This is a genomic window from Photobacterium chitinilyticum, assembly GCF_004104355.1.
GTDB lineage: Bacteria > Pseudomonadota > Gammaproteobacteria > Enterobacterales > Vibrionaceae > Photobacterium > Photobacterium chitinilyticum.
Window position 1 is genome coordinate 1 of record NZ_RJLM01000014.1, and the last position, 21,970, is coordinate 21,970.

The 21,970-nt window shown below is 38.4% G+C and carries 17 protein-coding genes and 1 pseudogene; 6 read left to right on the top strand and 12 right to left on the bottom strand.

All coding sequences use genetic code 11. The features are described 5' to 3' along the window. Positions 1-149 (bottom strand): reverse transcriptase N-terminal domain-containing protein (locus EDI28_RS27670; RefSeq protein WP_199287474.1); only part of this gene is annotated, 149 nt, incomplete at its 3' end. An 802-nt stretch (positions 150-951) separates the two neighbouring features. Here EDI28_RS27670 and EDI28_RS21330 point away from each other — a divergent pair. Continuing rightward, the gene (locus EDI28_RS21330; RefSeq protein ID WP_128785911.1) at positions 952-1,338 is read left to right on the top strand and encodes a hypothetical protein; all 387 of its coding nucleotides are present in this window, start codon (positions 952-954) and stop codon (positions 1,336-1,338) included. A 235-nt stretch (positions 1,339-1,573) separates the two neighbouring features. Here EDI28_RS21330 and EDI28_RS21335 read toward each other — a convergent pair whose 3' ends face one another. Together EDI28_RS21335 and EDI28_RS21340 are read right to left on the bottom strand one after the other, a co-directional pair. Next, on the bottom strand, positions 1,574-1,795 hold the full coding sequence (locus tag EDI28_RS21335; protein ID WP_128785912.1) for a hypothetical protein: 222 nt from the start codon (positions 1,793-1,795) through the stop codon (positions 1,574-1,576). 142 nt (positions 1,796-1,937) lie between these two features. Next, positions 1,938-2,423 (bottom strand): VOC family protein, encoded by a 486-nt coding sequence (locus EDI28_RS21340; RefSeq protein ID WP_128785913.1) that lies wholly within the window; start codon positions 2,421-2,423, stop codon positions 1,938-1,940. Between the two features lie 689 nt (positions 2,424-3,112). Between EDI28_RS21340 and EDI28_RS27395 the strand changes: the two are divergent. Further along, positions 3,113-3,222, top strand: a pseudogene (locus tag EDI28_RS27395) (IS6 family transposase); the annotation flags it as partial. 302 nt (positions 3,223-3,524) lie between these two features. Continuing rightward, positions 3,525-4,214: an AidA/PixA family protein gene (locus tag EDI28_RS21345; RefSeq protein WP_128785914.1), complete on the top strand. Its 690-nt coding sequence runs from the start codon at positions 3,525-3,527 to the stop codon at positions 4,212-4,214. Between the two features lie 867 nt (positions 4,215-5,081). On the opposite strand, the gene EDI28_RS21355 is transcribed toward EDI28_RS21345, so the two are convergent. Together EDI28_RS21355 and EDI28_RS21360 are read right to left on the bottom strand one after the other, a co-directional pair. Continuing rightward, a complete protein-coding gene (locus EDI28_RS21355) occupies positions 5,082-5,291 on the bottom strand; it encodes a hypothetical protein (RefSeq protein WP_128785915.1) in 210 nt (69 codons plus the stop codon). Between the two features lie 92 nt (positions 5,292-5,383). Continuing rightward, complete coding sequence (locus EDI28_RS21360) at positions 5,384-7,228, bottom strand: hypothetical protein (protein WP_164918604.1); 1,845 nt, start codon at positions 7,226-7,228, stop codon at positions 5,384-5,386. 470 nt (positions 7,229-7,698) lie between these two features. Here EDI28_RS21360 and EDI28_RS21365 point away from each other — a divergent pair, with 470 nt between their 5' ends. Next, positions 7,699-8,727 (top strand): IS110 family RNA-guided transposase, encoded by a 1,029-nt coding sequence (locus EDI28_RS21365; RefSeq protein WP_438942811.1) that lies wholly within the window; start codon positions 7,699-7,701, stop codon positions 8,725-8,727. A 404-nt stretch (positions 8,728-9,131) separates the two neighbouring features. On the opposite strand, the gene EDI28_RS21370 is transcribed toward EDI28_RS21365, so the two are convergent. The 3 genes from EDI28_RS21370 to EDI28_RS21380 form a co-directional block, all read right to left on the bottom strand. Next, positions 9,132-11,246, bottom strand: coding sequence for an NACHT domain-containing protein (locus tag EDI28_RS21370; protein WP_164918605.1), 2,115 nt, complete (start codon positions 11,244-11,246; stop codon positions 9,132-9,134). A gap of 197 nt (positions 11,247-11,443) precedes the next feature. After that, positions 11,444-12,271, bottom strand: coding sequence for a 5'-methylthioadenosine/S-adenosylhomocysteine nucleosidase family protein (locus EDI28_RS21375; RefSeq protein WP_128785919.1), 828 nt, complete (start codon positions 12,269-12,271; stop codon positions 11,444-11,446). A 318-nt stretch (positions 12,272-12,589) separates the two neighbouring features. Continuing rightward, complete coding sequence (locus EDI28_RS21380; protein ID WP_128785920.1) at positions 12,590-12,784, bottom strand: hypothetical protein; 195 nt, start codon at positions 12,782-12,784, stop codon at positions 12,590-12,592. Positions 12,785-14,410: 1,626 nt separating this feature from the next. On the opposite strand from EDI28_RS21380, the gene EDI28_RS21390 reads away from it, so the two are divergent. Continuing rightward, on the top strand, positions 14,411-14,881 hold the full coding sequence (locus tag EDI28_RS21390; RefSeq protein ID WP_233353487.1) for a hypothetical protein: 471 nt from the start codon (positions 14,411-14,413) through the stop codon (positions 14,879-14,881). Between the two features lie 713 nt (positions 14,882-15,594). On the opposite strand, the gene cas6f is transcribed toward EDI28_RS21390, so the two are convergent. Genes cas6f through EDI28_RS21410 form a run of 4 tightly spaced genes read right to left on the bottom strand, consistent with a single transcriptional unit; the run spans position 15,595 to position 20,554 of the window. After that, complete coding sequence (gene cas6f / locus EDI28_RS21395) at positions 15,595-16,218, bottom strand: type I-F CRISPR-associated endoribonuclease Cas6/Csy4 (RefSeq protein WP_128785921.1); 624 nt, start codon at positions 16,216-16,218, stop codon at positions 15,595-15,597. Continuing rightward, positions 16,218-17,255 (bottom strand): type I-F CRISPR-associated protein Csy3, encoded by a 1,038-nt coding sequence (gene csy3, locus EDI28_RS21400; protein WP_128785922.1) that lies wholly within the window; start codon positions 17,253-17,255, stop codon positions 16,218-16,220. The genes cas6f and csy3 overlap by 1 nt, the downstream gene beginning before the upstream one ends. A gap of 9 nt (positions 17,256-17,264) precedes the next feature. Next, positions 17,265-19,331: a type I-F CRISPR-associated protein Csy2 gene (locus EDI28_RS21405; protein ID WP_164918606.1), complete on the bottom strand. Its 2,067-nt coding sequence runs from the start codon at positions 19,329-19,331 to the stop codon at positions 17,265-17,267. A gap of 5 nt (positions 19,332-19,336) precedes the next feature. After that, positions 19,337-20,554 (bottom strand): TniQ family protein, encoded by a 1,218-nt coding sequence (locus EDI28_RS21410; RefSeq protein ID WP_128785924.1) that lies wholly within the window; start codon positions 20,552-20,554, stop codon positions 19,337-19,339. A 144-nt stretch (positions 20,555-20,698) separates the two neighbouring features. On the opposite strand from EDI28_RS21410, the gene EDI28_RS21415 reads away from it, so the two are divergent. After that, positions 20,699-21,967: a hypothetical protein gene (locus EDI28_RS21415; RefSeq protein WP_233353488.1), complete on the top strand. Its 1,269-nt coding sequence runs from the start codon at positions 20,699-20,701 to the stop codon at positions 21,965-21,967. Positions 21,968-21,970 lie beyond the last annotated feature (3 nt).

A 21,970-nucleotide genomic window follows, 5' to 3' on the forward strand; every position in this document is an offset into this window, starting at 1 on the left:
AATGCTTTCGCCTTGCCGCGTTTACCTTCTCGGATTGCTTTTGCAATGCGTATTTGAAGCTTTAATACGTGCTGTTCAACGGCTTTCCAGTTAATGGTTTGCCATTGAGTACCGTTAGAAGAGGCACTAACGTCGTTTGAAGCTACCATTTGCGTTCCTCCTTGAATAAAGTTCTTCAAATTATCTTGCAACGGGAGACCAGCTAGAAGTCAGCTCGCTTTCGCGCCAGATAACAACCTGTATCCGCATCATTACAACACGGCTTTCGCTTTTCTAGCCTCCCTTACCTGCACCACTATCGGCTGTCTTCGCAGACGGCTTTCCCATAGGGAGAAGTACAGGCTTACCCTGTTCCGTATGTCACGCAACGTCGGGTTAGATGCCCACTATAATGCGAAGAGCGTATCGATCACGAAAGAGTACTGTCCAACCTCTTTCCTACTCTCGTGCCTTTTGGCCACAGCGTATTAACCACTTCCGCTGATCCTCATATAACGCACCTTACATGGATTCACTTACGTTCATCATACCGACACCCTAGCACTTACCCGATTTGTGGTTATCAGGAGGAACGTCCTCTCACAATTTCATTCCCGCTCAGCATATTACATTGTCGGATCCGCTGCTTTATTCAGGATCCTAGGGTCATCTGGTGATACAAATTCACTCTTATCGCGGTGAACAGCGCTTCATACGACCTCAGGTCGCACGGACAGAAACGTGTCAGTGGTTTTGCTAATTTAGCAGAACATGAATTAATTGAAGTATGGCAAAACTCGCTTAGATAAGTTTCTTGTAGTACTCACATCGAACACAGGCTAAGCCCCTTGACCAGTACAGTGCGTAAAATGGTAATTTGACTAATTGAATGTACAAGAAATAGGATATAAAGGCACATGACAATAATGTTCAGTTATATGCTGTATATCTTGATTTGTAAGAGCAATCCAAATGTCTAATGTAGTTCAGTTCTCTATGTTCAGTGGTAGTAAGAAGACTAACACTACCCCACCAATCAAATCACCAAGCCCTAAAGCTTTAAGGGAACAGGCAGCATTGACGCAAAAGAATTGCTGCTACTTTTGTGGCAAACGTAAAGAACCAAAAGAGCTGAATTGGCTTAATAAGATTGGTTTTAAACAAAAGGCTTATGTTGTCTGCGGTACTTGTAGTTCTGAAGCTAAGTCACGTTCAATGGATGAACTACGGATAATCCTTGCGCTGAAGGCTATGGATTTCAGAACAGTTAAGATTCAGCAGTACCTTGAGTTGAGAGATAAAGGTGTTCAGATAGACGGTGTACGTGAATACAAGTTCCACTTTGAAACTATTGAGTGATTATGACCATGAGCTAAAGGTGAGCCGATAAGTGAAAACCAATAACTATCGACTTCATAGACACTAAGTCGGGAGTAGAAAAATACCAAATGACGCTTAGTTTATTAGCTGAATACTTTTCTTCGTCAAAAACTTTGGGGCATAATTTTGTTAGAGGAAAGGCCATAAACATGGCCCTTTTGCTTGTTTATCCGCGAGGCGCATTACGGACGTTATGGTAATTGTCGTTCTTGATTTACCAGCTAATCCACTGATAACCTTTCATAATCATGCAGTTATCGACCATTTCCATTTTTTCAACCTCAGAAAGCCTCGCCATCCCGATATCATATTTACATTTTGCTTCATCCATTGTAGCGACACTGGCCTTAGTGCCAGGCTTTTCCCAGCGAGGGTTTGGTCGATTTGCGCAGGCTGTTAAGGACAAAGCGCATAAAATTAAAACTAACTGTTTCATGTACATAATCTTGTATATCTAAATGTATATAATACAAAGCGACCATAAAAGAATTTAATAAACAAAATTCTTAAAAAGTAGACTATTACATGACGAGAAAGCCCGCCAGTAGCATCCTTTCGAAATTATTATTAATAACCTATTACTCATATTCAGAAGAGTATGTCTCTTCATAAGTATGCGAGTAAAGCTCAAATAGGTTGCCGAATGGGTCTTCTAGGTAAACCATTTTCGCTGGTTTGTTATCATCTTCTGGGTGGTAACGCATAATATCCATGCGTACCTTTCCACCAAACTTTTCAGTGCGCTCAATAACACCATGGAAGTCATCAGTTTGAAGGCAAAAATGGAAAATACCAATTCGAGAAAAATCAACGTCATGACGCTCTTGGCGCTCTTTCATTTCAAACAGCTCAACACCAATACCATCAGTAGTAACTAGGTGTGCAATGTTAAAACCTTTAAAGCCTTCACCAAAAACTGCAACACACATTCTACCGATTGCTGTTTCGCGCTCTTCTTCAACTTTGGTATTACCCATTACTACTTTAAGACCAAGAGCATTAGTATAAAACTCAACAGCTTTATCCATATCGCCTACCATGATGCCCACATGATTCATTTTCATAACTTACCCCAAATTCAGATGATCAATTCGTAATTTGTTTCGATGAGGTGATTATATGGCGCCCTTGCCATAACTTAAAATTATCAATTTTTATTAAGATAATAATTTTAAGTTATTGCAATACAAGAGACGCAGAGTCGTTTAAGGACACATAAAGGCAAGAAGAACCCTTATCGACAGAAATATTATTGGCTGACGAAATTAAAAACCATGTCAGCTTGTTAACGCTTGCTTTGCACCATAAATTGACATGAAAATGAACCATAATATGGCATAACATCACTGAGGAAGAAGCTACATATCTGTCACATGTAAGATTTTTTCTTCCACAAACCACCAATCAAGTTCGCTGTACACACAATGCAATTAAAGCATCCATCTGACTTCTCCCCTAACCTATGAGGAAAATATCTTGAAACCAAATAACTCCCCCTTTTTTGATTGGAAGAGCGATAGATAAATCGGGAATTGCAGCACTATAAGCCCAGCACTCACATCAACCACTTCCCTGACGGAAGCCTGTCAGCTGTGACATTGCGCCGTCACTTCGAGTCGGTGTGCTAACAAGAATTTGCCCCAAACCTTGTCAGTGCAGTAGGGATATCACACATCACGACTGGATACTTGACCGACTTTTTCTAATCAAGCGAAATCAAAACAAATCAAAGTAAAAAGAATGGAATGTACGGTGGTTGATGGGGAAGATGCTCAATCTAGTTGAAGTGCTTAAAGTTGATTTTTGAACAAAATCGTCGAGCAAAGCCACCGAAAAGTGAAAAGCAAGATGCATCAGTGCCTGGAGTAGAAATCAGAGGAAGGAGCCAAAGCCACACGCGCTTGCAGCCTAACTGCATCTGGAAATCAGTACGTTTGTGCTCCAGCATAACTTTGCGACAAAGCCGCCGCATCCCCTCCTCTAAATAACAGAATGTGAATTCTGTCATAATTCCACCAAATAGCTCACATAGGCGGCATCTTTTGCTGCTATGAATATGAGTGCATATATTAATAAAGCTAACCAAGCTATATCAATGAATACAGAAAAACATAACAGAGACAATTGAAACCTCAATTGATACGAAAACCCAAGGAATTAATATAATGAAAACACATAACATCTTCATGTCTGCTGATATACATGGCATTCTCGCACACAAAAAAAACGGCAGCACAAAAACGGTCAAAGAGCTGATTATCAGTCATTATGGCTTTGATCCCACTTCGCCTGTTCTAGACCCAGAGCTTATTGAGATCTTGCAAAACAGAACCCCCCCACTGTTCGGATGGACTGATTACAAACAAATTCCTGACTATGTCAGACTTATTTCCAGTAAAGACAGTTCTGATGGTCACAAGATTACACCTCAGGATATTGAAAACGGCAGAATCAAAAACCTATATGAACTGCAAGTTTCCGCATCTGTTGGCGACGTGGTCAGGTGGTGGGGGCATACCGTTGATGCAATGAATCCAACCCAGTGCATTATTTCGGGTATATCCCATATGCATACAACAAATTATTCATCTATAACCACGCCAGAAATCACAAACGGCAATGTCAGCTTCTATTTTGCCAGTAGGATTTACGATCAGGAACCTTCAGACGGTGTCAGAGTCGAAACCAACAGTGCATACACACTTGACTTAACAGTACCTGCAGATTGGCAGGGTAAAGTTATCAATTATGATATTGAAATTTTGTTGTTGTCAGGACCGGCCAACACAAGTCATGGATTAATGACTTATCCAATTGCCAAACTTGTTGTTGACCCAACCATTAACGTCAACTAATGATCTCAATCGCAAAAAGTCGAATCAAATGTGCCTCTACACATTTGATTCGAGCACACAACAGAATTGATTCAATATAAATATTTATGGGCCTGTTGCAAAAAATTAGGCCAGTTCATTATTCGAGGTGTTCAGACAGATAGTTAGGCGTAATAGTGACTGGTGACGAGGGAACAATATTCGGACTACGGAGCGAAGGTTGAAAAGAAGTGCGTAATGACGGCTCGCAAGCCAGCAGCTTGATCACCTGCTCTTTTGCAGTTTGCTTACACCGCGTTCGCAGACTTTTCTTGGTTTCTTTTGCCAGAAACTTTACGGAAGTACCAGATACCGTGCGGAGATAACCATAGATTTGTCGTCATGACAGCCTCTAGTAATACACATAAAGTGGATCACCGGAGCAGACAATTTCAGGTAAGGTATTGAATTAATTTGCCAAACGTGTTGCTTGCACCATAAGCTGACATAAGCGCTAACTACATATCAGATTGTTAGCGCTTGTTTTGCACCATAAGTTAGCATAAAAATGAAGCATAAGATGACATAAACTTTAGCATCTTATCAATTCAGATTTCGACCTGTAAGATACTTTCTTACAACCGCTTAATGCTCAAGAACTTTACCTCAGTATATGCTAACTCATTTGTGGACAATTTCTGTTAGGGATTGGATACTGAGGTGTCTGCATCGGATAAGTTGGATTTGGGCAAAAAGTCGATGCTCTGCTGTTTGGTAGCATTACCGCTCCTGCAGTGGCCGAATAAAGCGGTAATTGCGGCTGTCTATCGCCGCAATTACTATCTTAGTGCGACCCTGTGAACAATTTTATATAATTGCCTTGGTTTATGTTCACACTTCACATATTTTTTATGCAAATGAAATCGTCCTAGAAAATGGTGGGTATTTTTCAGTTGCGTCTTTAATGGTAAACGTCCGTACCAGATTACCTTCTTGGTCATACTCTTCGTAAGTTTCATAATCAGAATCAAGCCTGCCTCTATCCTTTGATTCGGATTTTATGAGTTTGTACTCATGTTCAGAGTTGAGGTTAAGTTCTTTTATGTATTCTTCGTTCATATCTAATTCCTTGTATTTATGAGATATAAGCTGTAAAAAGCCACGCTATTGGAGTGATAAATTAAACTCCAATCAAAGCTCTGAGATTGAAATCAGTTAGTAGTCTGTGACAAAACTGATTGTTCTGAGTCTTTTTGGTTTAGTTGGTTTCTAAGCTTCGCTAGTTCTTCTTCCAACTCTTTAGTTTTCTCTTTTAACTTTTTATTTTGCTCGACTAGAATTTTTTTCTTATTGGGTACATTGAGGTCTAGTCCTATCTCCAACTCATCTTTGTATGGGATGATAGGCTCAAATAATTGCTGATATGCTCTGCCTATAGCGCCACAGAAAAGCTTCAGCTTAGGAATATCGACACCACAATTAATTATGTGGTCATTGGCTACACCTGGGTATGGGTCAATGAAGATCACGGTATCTATCTTCAGTTGATATGCCTTTTTGGCACACAACTCACATGGGCTTGCAGTAGTATATAAATACCCTTGTTTCACTGGCATTCCACCATGCTTGGATATCTGAAGAAAAGCGTTCTCTTCTGCGTGGAGAGCTCTTGTATGAACTTGGTTCTTTTCTCCATCAATGGAATTTTTTACGTCTTTAAAACAATAGGAGACGGGTTTACCATTGAATGGTTTAGCGCTCGAACCTGTAAACGAGTAAATTTCTCCAAGACTTGCCCTGAACTTAGAGTTTTCTCGTTCGAATAGGCTGAACGCAGACTCATCTTCGTTTGCTAACAAGTCTTCTGCTCTGCGCAAATTGCAAGGTGTTTGACCTTGGGCTACATTGTTCCAGCCGACTGCTTTTATCGAGTTATCAGAGTCAGTGACAACTGCACCAACTTGTCGAGAAAGGCAACCTGAATTAAGTTTTGCGTTGTAAGCAATCTGCATACAACGCTCATCTTGAGAAGGCGTAATAAGACCAGGGTGCATGATTAGAGAGATATATTTGACCAATTGGCGTTTTAACGCCTTCAATTTATTATGATCATCAGGGTTGTATAAGTGTATGTCAGAGATTTCGATACATCTTTGTAAATCTAACGACCAGAATCGATCTTCTCCTTTAAGTGAGTCAGGGTTTTCTCTTGAGTCAATATCCTTAATGTCCTCTTTAGAAATGCTTGATTGCGATAACAGCCTGTTGATTCTAGTCTCATTTTCCGTAGTTACGGATAGTAAATAGAACGCGGAGTACCTTTCTCTGAAGAAAAACGCTTCATAAGGGTTACGGATAGCGTCCAGCACAACGCATACGTTCTCTTTGGAACTTTTTGATTTATGCCGTAAAAGTTTTATGAGTTTGTTAACTCGTTGAGAGAATATGTAGATTCTGTCTGGATTGTAATCGGGAGATTCTGCAGTGCCAGACTTTCTTATGTTATTTCCTACTGTTTGGTACAGTTTGGTAAATGAGCCTGGTTGAATTCTGTGGAGAATTCTTTTTAGTTTGTCGGTAAACGCAGGTAACTCATTGAAGTAAAATTGGTAAATATCTTGGCTATAAAGGTTTTCTTCATGCTGCTCAGCATACCCCTTAGCTTTTGCTCTCTTGGTGTGGTAATCGGTATAGCACTCTTTTAGCTTCTTATCTAGTGCCTCACTATTTTTTCCTAATTCTACATCTAAGGTTGATTTATAAAGCTTATCAAAATCGTTAAAAGGTAAATCCAATAAGAATGTAGAAACAACATCACTCATTCGAATGTGGTAGAACTTACACCAGTGTTTTGAGAGATAGTTGTATACGATTCTATACTTTCTTTCTTCATCATTGCTGAATAATGCCCGATGAGGCTTAGGGGGGCTGAGCATTGAGAACGACTCTTGTTTTAGTAATTTTGATAGAGTCGTACATCCTGAGCCAGTTCTTCCTGTAAGTCCCAATATAATGAACTTTGCTCTTTCTTTATAAATTGTCTCAAGACCAGTCATTGCTTTATTTATCCTATTAGAATCAGCTATCTCCTTTTTCCTTTTGAGCTGAGAGAGCCAATGATTGTGCATAGTGTTTGTTATGTCTTAACACTATCTTCTTTAAGGGGGATACTCAACATGTAGCATTGCATTGGTGATATAAAGCACAATGGCTATTGCTCCAGGAGGAAGTTTATTGAGGGCTTGTTTCGATTATTTCAAATTTAATGTCCTGATACGTCGATCATCAGGCTTCAACCAATCCTCAAAGAACACCTCGAACTGAATAGCCACTGGATTGATAGATACCTTTTGGTTAAATATTTGAAGCCAATCTATGAACTACTTCGGATAACTTATTGTCATTCAAACTCGCATCAAGAGGGTGTGAACTAGTGTTCGTTCTAACGTGATGTATGGAATCCACTCTCCCTAAACCACTAGGCTTCATAGTGTGAATGGGAATATTTGACTGAGAGGGTTCCATTATGAATCAAGCTATTATTGGTATCGATTTGGCTAAAAACGTTCTACAAGTATGTTATATCAGCAAGCATGGAGAGTTGCTGTGCAATAAAGCGATGAGTAGACAAAAAGCCAAAGAGTTTTTAGCCAAAACGAAACCTGCAGTTGTTGCTGTGGAAGGTTGTAATGGATGCCATTATTGGGGCCGTTTCGCACAACAGTTTGGCCATGAAGTCAGAGTAATTAACCCTAAAAAGGTCAAACGATACCTTGAAGGTCATAAAACTGATAAGAACGATGCACTTGCTATCGCAAATGCAGCATTGCAAATTGGTTTAAAATACAGTGCACCTAAAAGCCTTGAGCAACAGGCATTGCAGTCTTTAGAAAGTAGCCGTCGGTTTTTATCACGCGCCATTGTCTCTCTTGGGCAACATATCAGAGGAACTCTTCTAGGCTATGGTATTGCTACACCATGTGGTGAAAAAGGTCTAAAAGCGACTGTTGCGATAGCAATGGAGTGTGACACTGATATTCCTAGTAGTGTTGTGAAAGTGATCTCAGCATATTGGCAGCAATACAACCTATTAAAGTCAGAGCTTAAGGCCTTAGAAAAGGCAAAAAATGCCGTTACTCATCAAATTGAACCATGTACGCGCCTGATGCAGATAGAAGGTGTAGGTGAATCAACTGCACTAATGCTCTATACGATATTAGGAGATGGAAAGCAGTTCAAAAATGGTAGACAAGCATCTGCTTTTGTTGGGTTAACTCCCAAACAGCACAGCTCTGGTGGCAAAGTGATTATGATTGGTATCGATAAGTGTGGTGGCGTAAAAGATCTCCGCTCCTTGCTTTACCTTGGTGCAATGTCTTATATAGGTAGAATGCCTGATATACCTAAGACACAAAAAGATGCTTGGCTAGCCAAGGCTATTGAACGAATAGGCTTTAAAAAAGCTTGTATTGCTTTAGCAAACAAAACCGTCAGAACAGCATGGGCAATGCTTAGATACGAAACAGAATACAAACCTATTTTACTTGCAGCGTAACACTACAAAAATTTTATATTTTACAAAATGATGATGCATAAAAGGTAAGACCAACCTACTGAAAACCTGACCAAAATGTAACGCTTTAGAAGCTGATAACTCGTTGAGGACAGTAGGTGCGCAAACATCAGAGGCTAGAAGGTAGCGCCTTCAATTAGAAGCCGAATATACGTACGCATCTTAACTTTTCTTGCAGAGTCACGTTGTAAATCCGTGGATTCCATATACATTTTGGGGCAAAGGTGTGTTACATCGCCCCGTCAGCACACCTCTGGACATAACCTTGTTAGTATTTTTGATCTAATCATGAGCTTTTAGATAAGGTTTGGTATTGCAAATGTCATAAAACATGCGACCAAACCTCTATCAATATGGCCAAATTCGCTGAACCACTACAAGTTAACCTATTTAGCTAAGCAATCTACAATATTATTCAAAGTTATTGGAAATCTTCCTAAAGTAATGTGTGGTAAATCATCATAGTAATCGCTATTTAATCTAAAGTATCCACTTTTATCAACCTGAATAAATCCAAGTTTCTTTAGTTCATCAATAAAACCTTTATGCGATTTGTTCCAATTAACGGTTGTATTAAGCTTTATCAAGTTTAAAGATCTTTGTGTAGTACCTACATACTTTGCTATCGAGATTATATTCGATTTAATGTTCTCTTTTTTCTTCTCATTCGCATTAGACTTAGTATCTAAAAGACTAATAATATTACATTTATCAAATTTACAGGAGTTTTCAAACAAACAGTTTTTTAAGTGTCCCACCTTAGCTATATTTATGTTACTAAAGTTACAAAATAAAAATACATCCTCAGCTTCTTTCCCGAAATGACAGTCACTTAATTTATTATACTCACTAAAAGAAGAGTTCATAACCTTATAAGAATCAAAACTAAGTGAATAAAAGTCTCCATATATATGCAGACCATCTATAATGTTGTTCTTGCCACCTAATAACTTATAAATATAATTAGACCTTTCATTTTTATCAAATGATGATTTGTTACTTAACAAAGCATACAACAACGAAGATATGGCTTTTCTATATTTAGCTTTATCATAAGTTAATTCCGTGTTAACTTCGGATTCTTTTAGTTTCTTGATAAGTTTAGTAGCATTCAACTCAAAATCCGAATCAGTCGTACCCACAAATTCGCATACAGTATTATAAGTATCTCCAGATCCTTTATAAGAATCTTTCAATATGTTACTGATCTTTTCATACCGAGAAATATCATTCTTTAATAAGTAAATGAGATATCGACTTTTAATTAACGATGTCAACGCTTCTTCTTTTATTGATAGAAAATCATCTCTGACATTAAAAAGAGGATTCTTTAGAAATTTATCACCATTTTCGTTAAAAGTAAGCTCTACATATTCGTTAAGATCATCAATGCTCATTTTATTTTTATGGTCGATAACTATTTCAGAAAGTAACTGAAATAGGCCATCAACTGTGGTATTTAGCTTTTGCTTATCGATTTCTCTAGCTAGCATGTATTCTAAAATTGAATCATATACGTGAGTACCTATTAAGTAATCAGATTCACTTTCATAACCTTGTACCATATGTTCATCAGAACTATCTAAAACTGCTTGACATGCGAGATTGATAATAACTGGCAAAGAGAACCCATTGTTTTTAAGTTTATTGATCTCTAGTAATTTATCAAAATTTGTTTTCTGACTATCATTACTTAATTTAATTTTCTTATATTTTTCTATATCCTTTTCAGTAAACCCTTTCAATTTGAACTTTCGTATCAAAGGGGATGCTGAAACTATATTTTTCTCAAAGTAGTCACGTGTAGTTAGGATTATTTTGGTATTATGAAAACGGTCATCTAGATCAGATAAAGAGCTAAAAAACTTCTCTAAATTGAACCTTTCACCTAATGCACTATCAATCTCGTCTAGTCCATCAATTATTACCAATATGTTTCCACAGGAATAATTAAGGCTAAAATCACTTTTTGATAAGTTAGATAGATTGCTTTCAACTTTGAAAGCTTCAAACAGGTCCAAAATAGATTCAATATATAAATCATTGAAGTTTACAAGATTACTGATTTGCTCTCCTCTGATTAAAAAGACACCTTTTTTATTGTCGCCTGTATCGATTTCATTTTTTAAAGCATCACAGAAAGTTGTTTTTCCTACACCACCTCGTCCAAAAATAACAGAAGTACTACTACCAAACTTATCTGACAGCACTCCTTTAAAATAATCGATTCCTTGGCCTAGGTTTTCAGGTTCTTGAGAGTATGTAAACAAGTCTTGATCTATATAGTCACTTCTTCGATGGTGTTCTTCTTTAAGGTAAGATCTTAATGTAGCATCCCAAATAATTTCTTCTAAATATGATACACCATCATATATCTTGTTTGATAACCCCCTTTTCGAACACTCTTTGTCAAGGTGCGATATCCTATCGATCTGTCCATTGTTGTTATACTTTTTATTAACATATAAGTTTAGAATATCAGGAACTTTAAACTTAGCCACAAAGTCATCTAAGGTGTTAATTATTGTGACATTTTTTCCTATAAATAAAAAACCTTCAACTCTGCCTCGATCTTCAAAATAAAAATATTCATAATAGATTTTCTTTTGGTATACCTTTATTACCTCTTGAGTGTCTAAAACACTATCGAGATCTCGCCTACTTACCAAAAGCGGTAGAATGTTACTTGCATCTAAATTTACTTCTGGTAGATCCTTTTTTTTTTATGTGCGGACATGTTCAAGCTCGTAAAAGCATGACTTGAGTCCAAAACTTTATTAAGAAAAGAGAAGGCTATATGTGCACTTTCTTTTTGAAAAGACTTCTCTTTTGTTCCATCAGCCCAGTCGCATATAGACTTTAAAATAATCCAAGGAGTATTATCATTATTACAAGCTGAATAAACTCCAGCAGCTTCCATTTCTCCACCAATGGCATCAGGGAATTGAGTTAAAAGCTCTTTTTTAAACTCAGCGCTATCAATAAGCTTTTCTCCAGATAAAAGAGGACCAGCGACAACAGCTGCGCTTTTATCATGACCTTCAAAATGGTACTGATGATTAGTACTTTGAGTAAAACGATTTAAAAGCGTACGATTAGACTCTGGTTTTATGCCTCTATACTCTACTGTGCCATCACTATTTATTCTTGCTTGCTCATAAAACACAAGAGATTTACTAATCAACAAATCACCTAGGTTTTGCTTCGTTTTCGACTTCCCTAATGCTATTCCCGCCATAATTACTGCTTTGGGTCTAAAAGTATTTATTGCATCTTGAGTCGTCTGCAACGCAGCTCCTGATGCAATTGCTCCCATATTATTTGTTTTGACGATAGCACAAAGAAATTTTCCATAAATACCAATGTAATAGGTATTTGCTGAATCATAAGAGACTAAAATTTGATCATCAATTGGCTTAAGGAAAGATTTCGCAACCTCTAGTTCAACTGGGGTCGCTGTTATTATTACAACGTTAATATCATAAGTGCCTCTTATCTCACTTATATCGATTTCTTGTTCAAACATTTATAAATTTTCCACGCAACAAATTGAATAACCCTCGAATTATGAAACCAATCCAACCCAATGACAAGAGTTATCTAACATTCAGATTTCATTGCGAAAGCTCTTCAAGCTCCTAGTAGGCTTCGCAATACACTGGTCTCGATGTATCGCGGTCGATTTTAAAACAAAATCAGCACGTTAGATTTGATCAATAACGAAAATATCAGAAGGTGTATATTGCCGTGCACTTCGCTCATTGCATTAGCTAAGATATGGCAAAACAGCATAATTAGGAAATGGAAGAGGTTTTACTCTAACCAATAATGGGGCAGAAGTGTTTTAAGTAGTTTGTGCAGAGGCTGTTGCACAATTAGGGATATCTAATTTGGCTACAGCTTGTTGCGCAACTGAGTTTAACTGTTGCACATTTTGCAACAGTTCAACTACCGAGAAAACCTCGGTAGTTGATTGATGAGCCGCCAGCACTGACAGCAAAGCATTCATAAACAGATCTTGGCGATAAGGAATGTGCATTTTTTGCACATTCCTTTTTAGATTCAACACGTCTTAAGTCTGTTTGTTTCCAATTATGCAACAGGTTATTGCACAATTGGGTGGATTCAATTTGGCTATAGCTTATCGCCAGAATAAAAAAGCAGGCATTGATTTACGAAACAAGCTGTTTCGTAAATCGCTCAACAAGCCCAGGTTCCAGCTATGCCCAGCTGTACCTATAGGCTTGGTAAATGCGAAAACGGGCATAAAGCTATAGTAAAACTATATCGTTCGCATTAACCAAAGTGATCTTCCATAGACACTATATGAAACCACTTTACTCTTGATGCTTAGCATAGATTTTGACTTCGCAAAGATTGATCTTTATTTATATAAATCTGCATGTTAGTCTAAAAATGCCATTCCACTCATGGCGATTGATAGTTGGTGGAATCCTCATTTATCGGAGAAAATGATTTATGAGACCTTCCACACTTATTAACTACATCAAACATATTCGAACTCTAAAAAAATTACTAAAGGGAGGTACGTTAACCAAAGATCAAGAAGAGGCAATAAGGTACATATTGCGATTTGCAAGTGTTAATTTTTTGCTTTGTTCACTAATGGGCTTAACTCACTACGTTCACGATTTCTTTTCGTGGATAAGCACGATAAATCTGTAAGGGGATTTATGATTAATAGTTATAAACATAAAACTATAGCAGCTTAACAACATCAATCGAGGATGAACCAATGTTCACCTGAAATGAAAACTGTACCGTGCAGTATGGGTGCAAACGAGTGGAAGCTGAGTTAAGGATCGAAGAATAAACGAATGACCAATCTTAGTGTTAATAAGGTAATTCTAATTGGCAATTTGGGGTGTGATCCCGAAGTGCGTTATATACCTAGAAGAAATTCATTGAAACGAAGAGGTATAGCAACACAGCCTCCACATACCATAACACTGTTTCGTCAGATTATGTCTTTCCTGATGTTACTTATTGACTTGAAGTTTCATGTGTTACCAACTCGAACTGATGATGCATTAACTTTAACGATTAACTCTGCTTGGTTTTTACTGCTGCGAGTATCTCGTAAGCTGGGACGGCAACCCCCGTACTTCCATAAAGTACAACAACATAACTTAACTACTTAGTCATCTCCCTTATCTCACGCAAAAATTCTTTTATTAATCAATTGTCTGGCCACTTAATTATCATAAATCCGTGACCAATAACTTTCACTTATATCAATACTAAATCGCTCCGGAGCAGAAGCAAAAATCAATGCCACTGATTATGGCATACTTGACAGTTACATTATCGTAACAACTCTGGATAAAAAACAAGCTTGGTATACCAACAATCTGGCTGGATTCGCAAAATTGCATATGCTCGCATGCATCTATAACGCATATACGCCTGAATAATTGGATAGATACTAAATTTTATTATAAAACATAAGCTTAAATTTCAGAAAATATAAAGTAACACCTTTACTACCCCATTGAGTATTAATTGAACGCTAAGCTCTATCATTTCAACAACCTGAATAAGTAATTATACTATTGATTTAATACAGAACAATATCTATGGTGCCAAGGCTGTTGTAATGATAATATGTTAAACAGCTGATCTTGTTACCTTTAAGGATTCTACTTTGTCTCCTCCATTTACTGAACACCCAACTCCTCCAATGAAAATTACAGCTAAATGCCTCATTGAATATGCTTGGGATATGAACCTTCAGATTATATCAGCTGATAGTTACTTACTGAGAAGTGGATTTATTGAAGAAGCATCAGAATTAGCGAGAAAAGCGGGGGTTGATGTGCAATATCTTGACTTTAGTCGTTATGATAGTCCAGAAGAGGCATTAAAAAATCCCGACAATATGAACTTTCTTCACGCTATTGAAGATGATACTAAACCACGGTTACTCTGGTTTGATAACTGTGACAGTCTTGCTCCCTTATCATGCTCTTTAACATATTCATTGAGGAGCCAACTTACTACACGACTAACAAATAATATACAAAGCGTTTTTATTGCTAAAAAAGAAGCACTTGATCTAATGTTTAACAACTATTCTGCAGCTTTCTACCATTCAAACTTTTCCATTACTCAATAAATACCGGTTACTCCTATTCGCTAAGCTATTTTGTATTCGACTGTTTCACACCAACCTCTGAATCGATGATAGCGTTAAGTTAATCCTCTCTCCTGAGTAAACACCATGTATACCATCAATGATATACATGTCACCATTTTAAATGAAAATTTCCTTTTTTAAGAAATCACTTTTGAAAGCATGCGCATTAAGCTAATCTTTGAACATTATCAATTCTTCCGACACTATCAATAAAACAAATTGAAAACATAATTGAATAGCTATGTATTCTCTTCCGTCATTGTTTTAAGCACATTACAGACATAAGTAAACATTGGTTAACTGACAATCTAACAAAGTTAGAGGTCTTCGATTACCAAAAACTGTTGAGCATTTTCGAGTTTACTTGGTATATCTCACTCGCAGATATACAAACAAAACACCCCAGTAATCACTGGGGTGCCTACATTATATACTACCTTTTCGGCAGGTCTAATTTTGCCTGTTACGGATGTTCACTTCTTGGCCTTATCTCAACTGCCTATACGGCAGGTCACTTAATGTTGAAGTCAGCTCTTCCGCAGCATAATTTCTCAGCTACCTATGCGGCAGGTCACTGTAAAGTTTAGTAGATATTTATTTAACTTACAGCGAGTTAGGGTGAAAATAACCGTTATACCCTTTTTCTTCAGCCTGTCTCAACCCACTAATTTTAAAAGCTAATTTATCACACGCTAAAAAAGGGGTATCACAATTTTTAAGTCTGGTACGGTTCCTTCAAGCTCATCATTCGTTGCAAAACCATACTGGGAATACTGACTTGAACGTTGAGCTATATTGATATCTTTCTGAATATGAAGTAGAAACTTTGTTTCTTTACTCTTGCTTGTCATGAATGCTCGATGGAAGTGATCAACTTCTCGCTCTAATTCACACAATTGTGGATTAAAAGCTTCCCCTCTAGCCTCCGCTCGGCGCTTTGCCCTAGCTAGCCTTCTGCGTTTTTCACCTGCGAAACACTTAGCTATCCCTTGATTTCGTTTGAAACGTATCTCTGGCACATTAGTTGGTACAGCTTTAACCGTAGATATATCAAAGAGGTTATCCGCCTTCATGACTTTAAAGTATTGTTGCTGCTTTAGCTGCTCTAAGTGCTGCTGATTTTCTGAAACAAATGCGATACTTCGTCCTAAAGACTCTTTACACCATTGCGGAAAAGCAACCCCAATACCACCATCAATATCATTCTGCTCTGAAGACAACACACCATGCAGAATGCTAATACATCGGCCAGCTAATAACCCGTCATCGACATCATCTGGCAAATAACGAATAAAAAAATAGAAACGCTTTCCCATCAGCGGCCACCTCGCTGGAACAGCCCAGCCTTACACAATACAGCCATAACGTAATGAATCTGAGGGGGGATCTCACCTGCATGATCTCTTACGTTTCGAAGCTGCCTGATAAACACTGCTGTTAGGGTTAATAATGAGTAAAAATCTTGCTTATTCACGGGATGACGACGAGCAATAAGATAACCTCGGTCTGCACCATATTCATGGGTTCTAAGCCGCTTATCTGCATCATCATCCCACCAATCATCAATCAGATGCAATGCTGCCCCTACTTTCTCTGCATGGAAGCACGCAGCCTGATTACCATCAGCACATCCCACTGTTGCGTACTGCTTAGAAGACTCACCTTGCTCATGGCTATCAATAAACTTCTGGCTTGGGTGTAGCTCCTGACAGAACCCTGTTTTCAATGTTGCTTTAATATCTGCAAACCAATACTGCTTAGGCTCACACAGTGCCATTGCCATTTCTGACGCCAAACTATTTAGTATTACCTTCTCTTTTTCAGACCATGTAGAAAACCAATCCAAGCGACGAGCATCTGTAATCACGTAGTTGTTACCGTTTGAGGTTAGTACATCAATCTGTGTACCCAGCGTGTGTTCATTTCGCCATAGCCATGTACCCATCAGAATATTTTTACAGTAGCGTCTAGCCAATTCTTGATAACCACCAACCTGAGCGTAGATCGTTGCTAACTTTGCTAAGTACCGTCTTACTTTTTCATCTTCACAGCCATCAGGTTGCAATGAATTAGCCTCAACTCTGAGTGAAAAGCGACAATGTATTTCTGGAATATTAGGCGGGACATAACAGGCATCGATACATTGAGGGTTACTATATGCGAGATCTTGAGGGGCCAAATTTTTGAGCTTCTGATTTTTATCATAGGCTTCCGTGAAACCACTTTTTGCCGCTCTGATCCTGTTCGTTTCGACTTGAATCGGCACAAAGTCACACTCTGGGGTCTGGTAGTAAAACACAGCCTTACCCGGCGAAAGGGAGCGTACATAGTTTAAATGTCGGCAGATCTGCATACCGCTACCTCATATTGCCTTTTTCATAAGCATAGCGTTATTTGCAATATCAAAGTGCCAAAAGGCTGACTGGTAAAACTGCTTACTACCTGACAATCTAACGTTAATGGGGTTCATACATCGAATAACCCCAATACAAGGTTCTGCATAGCAATGGAAAGGAGCCACACTACCAGCACGAACCTGAGGTTTTTCAAGTGGTAAAAAACCAAGCCCTATTGGCTTTAGGTCTAATTCACTATCTAAACGGACGGCAAGCTCTTCAAATGAATTAGCCCCTTTATCGTCAGGATAAATCCAGCAACCACTACGAGGTAAGCGCGATAACACAGAAAATAGTTCGCTTTGTGTTGGATATACCGATAACCAATTAGTTAACTCAAAAAGTGATGGAGGATGAAGCGTTCCCCCTGCAAAACGTGACGGAAATGCTGCCTGTAAAAGCATGAGATCGGGTATTGATGCTGATTCTGGCAACTGTAACTCAAGTACCAAATCCATTGTTAAATCACCGTATACCCCATCAACTATGCCTGGATGCTGAACATTCGACGCTTTCTTCCGATACCTCACCTTGTCAGGTTCAGGTAATTTCTTACCTGCCTGTCGGTGGTATTGAGCAATGAACCAAGCACCTCGTTTAATTGAGCATTCACTACCAAGCAATGCACAGAGCTTTCTCTGGTAGTTATGCATTAAACCTCCCAAAGCCGTTAATGATGGGATACCAGATACATAGGGGTTAGAAAGTAACGAGGCGTCATGAACCTTCAATTGCTGAAGATGCAGGAACACGCAGTTTGATTGACACTCAACGGCTGGATCTTCTTGATTCGCTATGTAGTTCAGTAACCATTTCAGTTGCTGTTTAATGGGATGAATAATCTCTGGGTGAAAAGCATACCGACCGCCCAAGCGATGATATTGTAATGCCTGATGGAAATGAGCATTCAAGTCACTAAGTGCATCTGGCAAATTATCTATCGGAAGATATAACAACTGCTCTTCCAGTGTTTCAATAGGCCTACTGTGAAGCGCATTCGCCTCTATACTATCTCGCCACTCCATCATCGGCGCTAACCATAAGGCAAGCTGCTTTCGAACAAAACGTAATGCAGAAACACGTAACTGTCGTCGCTGCCTCAACATTGGTGCCGATCTCTCTCCGGCTATTCTACTCAAAGCCTGCAAGAAGCGTTTATCTTTAATCACCGAATGGTCAAAGACACTCTTTGTACTGCCATATCGATATTCAGCAAATGACTCTGATGTTTTCTGAGTAACATTAGGTTGATAATTCAGTACCCTAATATTGCCACCCAGTGAAGCCACCAAACTGCCAACATTTGCAGGATGACTATGCTCAATATTTGCAGTTCTAACCTTTCGGTTAAAAGCCATCTTCTGTATTTGTGCTTGTACGCTATGACTAATTACAGGAGTTAACGCGTAATAATCTCCCAGATACGGCACTCGAATTTGCTTTGAGTAATCACTGACTTCGGACGGAAGCTGGTTAGAAGCATGATGATCTGAAAGGGTTGCTCTCACATCTGATAGCTGTTTTCGTGTCATCCCTAAAGTACTAAACACAGCTTGCCACTCAGCAACATTATCAAGTACTACCTCTAGTAATGAGGTTTCTCGATTTTGCCAATTAAAACGTACAGCGAAGAATTTAGCTGGATTAACCTGAGAACTATTATGAGACCAACCAAAAGCTTGAGGAAGATTTGGACTACTTAAAACACCATCAACAGGCTTTTTCACTTGGGCAATAATACGTTGCTCCTTCACCCGAGAATCAGGGTACTTAACGTTATGGGAATGAAACCACTGCACTTCATCAACACAGTGTTGAAGATGCTCTTGGTTCTTTAGTAATAACCTTGCCAATGCCCTATCCAGTAAGTCGTCTACATCCTTTTTAGGCAACGTTAAGTTAATGGCGATAATCAGTAATTGAAGTTCACAGCCAGTCACATCCACGACATCCGTATAAGCAGCCAATGTCTTTCTCAATAACTGATTGCGTTCACCTATATCTTGAACTTGCAGTAACTCCGATAAGTGCATTGGCTTCACCATGATGGCAAGTAAACATCATTCGTGCTGTAATCAGATGCCATACCTGACCAGCGTAACTCCATAACATGACGCAGAAAAAAGACGGCATCATCAGATCTTAGCTTCGAGTGCAATTTAAGCCTTCTTGAGGATTGCAAATATCCTTCCTCATGGAGCCTATAGACTTGCTCTGTTGATGTAGTTAGCAATGCAGCGGTTTCCAACACTGTTAGCCTCAAATCGGCAATATTGGCTTCCATCGTTTTTGGGTTATCTCGTACCAGTTGGTAAAGAAAACCAATCACAGCCTTAAGGACAAAGTTCTGGCGGAGATCTTTTGATGGCAACTTCCGAGCAGAAGTAAGCAATTCACCAAAAACACTTGAAAATCGAGTATGGTTAAAATTCTTTAGCAATTTCATTTCAGCATTCTGAACAACACCTTCCAGATCACGACAAAAGGATGAAGGCCAATTTGAGAAATATTGAACCGCAGGGGAAAAGTCTTGCTCATCCAATTCATTTTTAATAATCAGACTCTGCTTGTACCTTGAATACCAAAGCAATGCTCCTAACCAGTTGGTAACCGATAGTGCTTTCTCTCTTTCGCCATCAGCTACAAGTTTACTAATCGCAACCTGTTCAAAAGCGGCCTCTGCAATCTCAGCTTTCCTCAGGTCATAGCCACACTCACAAAATTCAATTTGTTCTGATTCTTGATAATTCAAATTGGCTTTGCAGGAAGGGCAATGAAAAAGCAGTTTAACGCCATGATGATGGCAAGATTGGTAGGGTTGAAAATGCCAGTATTGCCGAATATAAGGAGATTCAGCTAAGCATTTAGGACATACCGGAGTATGGGAGCTACGAATAAAACAACGTGGAATGTGTACACCCGCTCGGAAAACAGATGTTAGGTTAGGGGAAAATGTCACCGTAGAACGCAATAAAGCTTGGCTCATTAATGGCCTGACATCACTATCAAACAGCGAATCTAGCAACTCAAAAGCTCTCACTCTAAAGCCGCTTGAATGCTTAGCATGGTAGAGGTTGAACTGATTCAGTTGTCGAGGTAATGCCCCAGCAGCTCGGTGATCATTGTCTACTAACCATTCCCACAATGCACCACTAAGCAATTGAAATGATTCAAAGCCATTACATTCGCCAAGCCGAATTAAGAAGCTTTCAAGGGATTCATTAAGGTACTGCTTATCTGGTGTAATAAGAAACATAGACAACTCAAACTAAGAATTACTTAGTTTATGTATGGCATAAAGTCGGTGCGACCTTTAAATAATACTATGAGGAACATCTAAGACAATGCAATTAACTCAGTTTAATATAACCTCGGTTCATATTGGCGGGAGTTATATACTTTGATTACAGATAAAAAAGTTACTGGTGCTTGGATAATCCACCACACAAATAAAATACAACGAGTCATGTCACCACAAGGCTTTTCCTCCACAGAAACAGCAGGTAAAGCCGGCACTCTGTTATCAGCTCTATCAGCTTCTCATGAAGAATCTAAGCTACCCTTTGATAGAGTAGATGTTCTTGCTAGAGCATCCAACATTAATAGACTAGAAATAAAACCTTTACTTGAAATCTTACGCTCAAGAGATCTGGTTGACTTTTCATCTAAAGAGGTTGCAGTTCTTGGTGTGACTTCGACAACAGCTCTTCAGCATACTTCTGATATTTTTGACGTAGAGGAACCGTCGGGCTTAGAACAAGCATCGTTAGAGTTGGCTGAGCTAGCTTCTGAAAAACCTTATGAAAAAGAAGAAATAATAGAAATACTAGGTGATGAACATCACTTGGATGGTGATGATAAAAAGCAACTATTTAAAAGTGCTGAAGACATTGGTTTTGTTGAGGTTGAACACGTTGATTCAAAATATACTCTTTTATTTAATGGTAATTTATTTAAAAAAGACGAAACTGCAAAAATCAATAAAATATTAGAGTCATTAAGCTCGGCAGAACAAAGTAAATTAATTGAAGTTAATTGTATGCTGGATAAAAATGCTTGTATTGAACAAGAAGTTGTAGAAAATATTCTTGGAAGAGCCCTTTTTAGTAAAGTAATGTCTGTTGGAGTCTATGATCTAAATGTAGTTAGCAATGAAAAAGAAGATTCAGGATATATCACTAAACCATCAGCATTTTCAAAATATAGCACATCAAATGTTGAAGATGCCTTTGACCTTGTTAAAGCTTTTGTAAGCTCTCTTACTTACGGTATGACTAAAAGTTCTCATGCAAGAGGTCAAATAACCATGGTGGAAAAATTATTACAGAAACTAGTTGATGGGAAGTATGTAGGGCCAGCTCACGCAATTGCAAGCGACTATAAAATCCTAGAATATAAGAATGTTGTAAAAATAGATGAAAGGTGGAATGATACATTTTATGGTAGAAGGTATGGATATTGTATGAGGCTACTGAAAACTGAGGTTGGTGAACTAGCTCTTCAAGCAATTAGAAATTGTGATGTTAGTGCAGAATCATTAGAGAACTTCCCATCTGCCTCAATAACAAAATATCTATCTCCTGAAATAAATAGAACTACTATTAGAAAAAAACAAATAAGAGACAATAAAAAATCCACCAATGATATGCTAATGATTTTAAGACAATGAGGA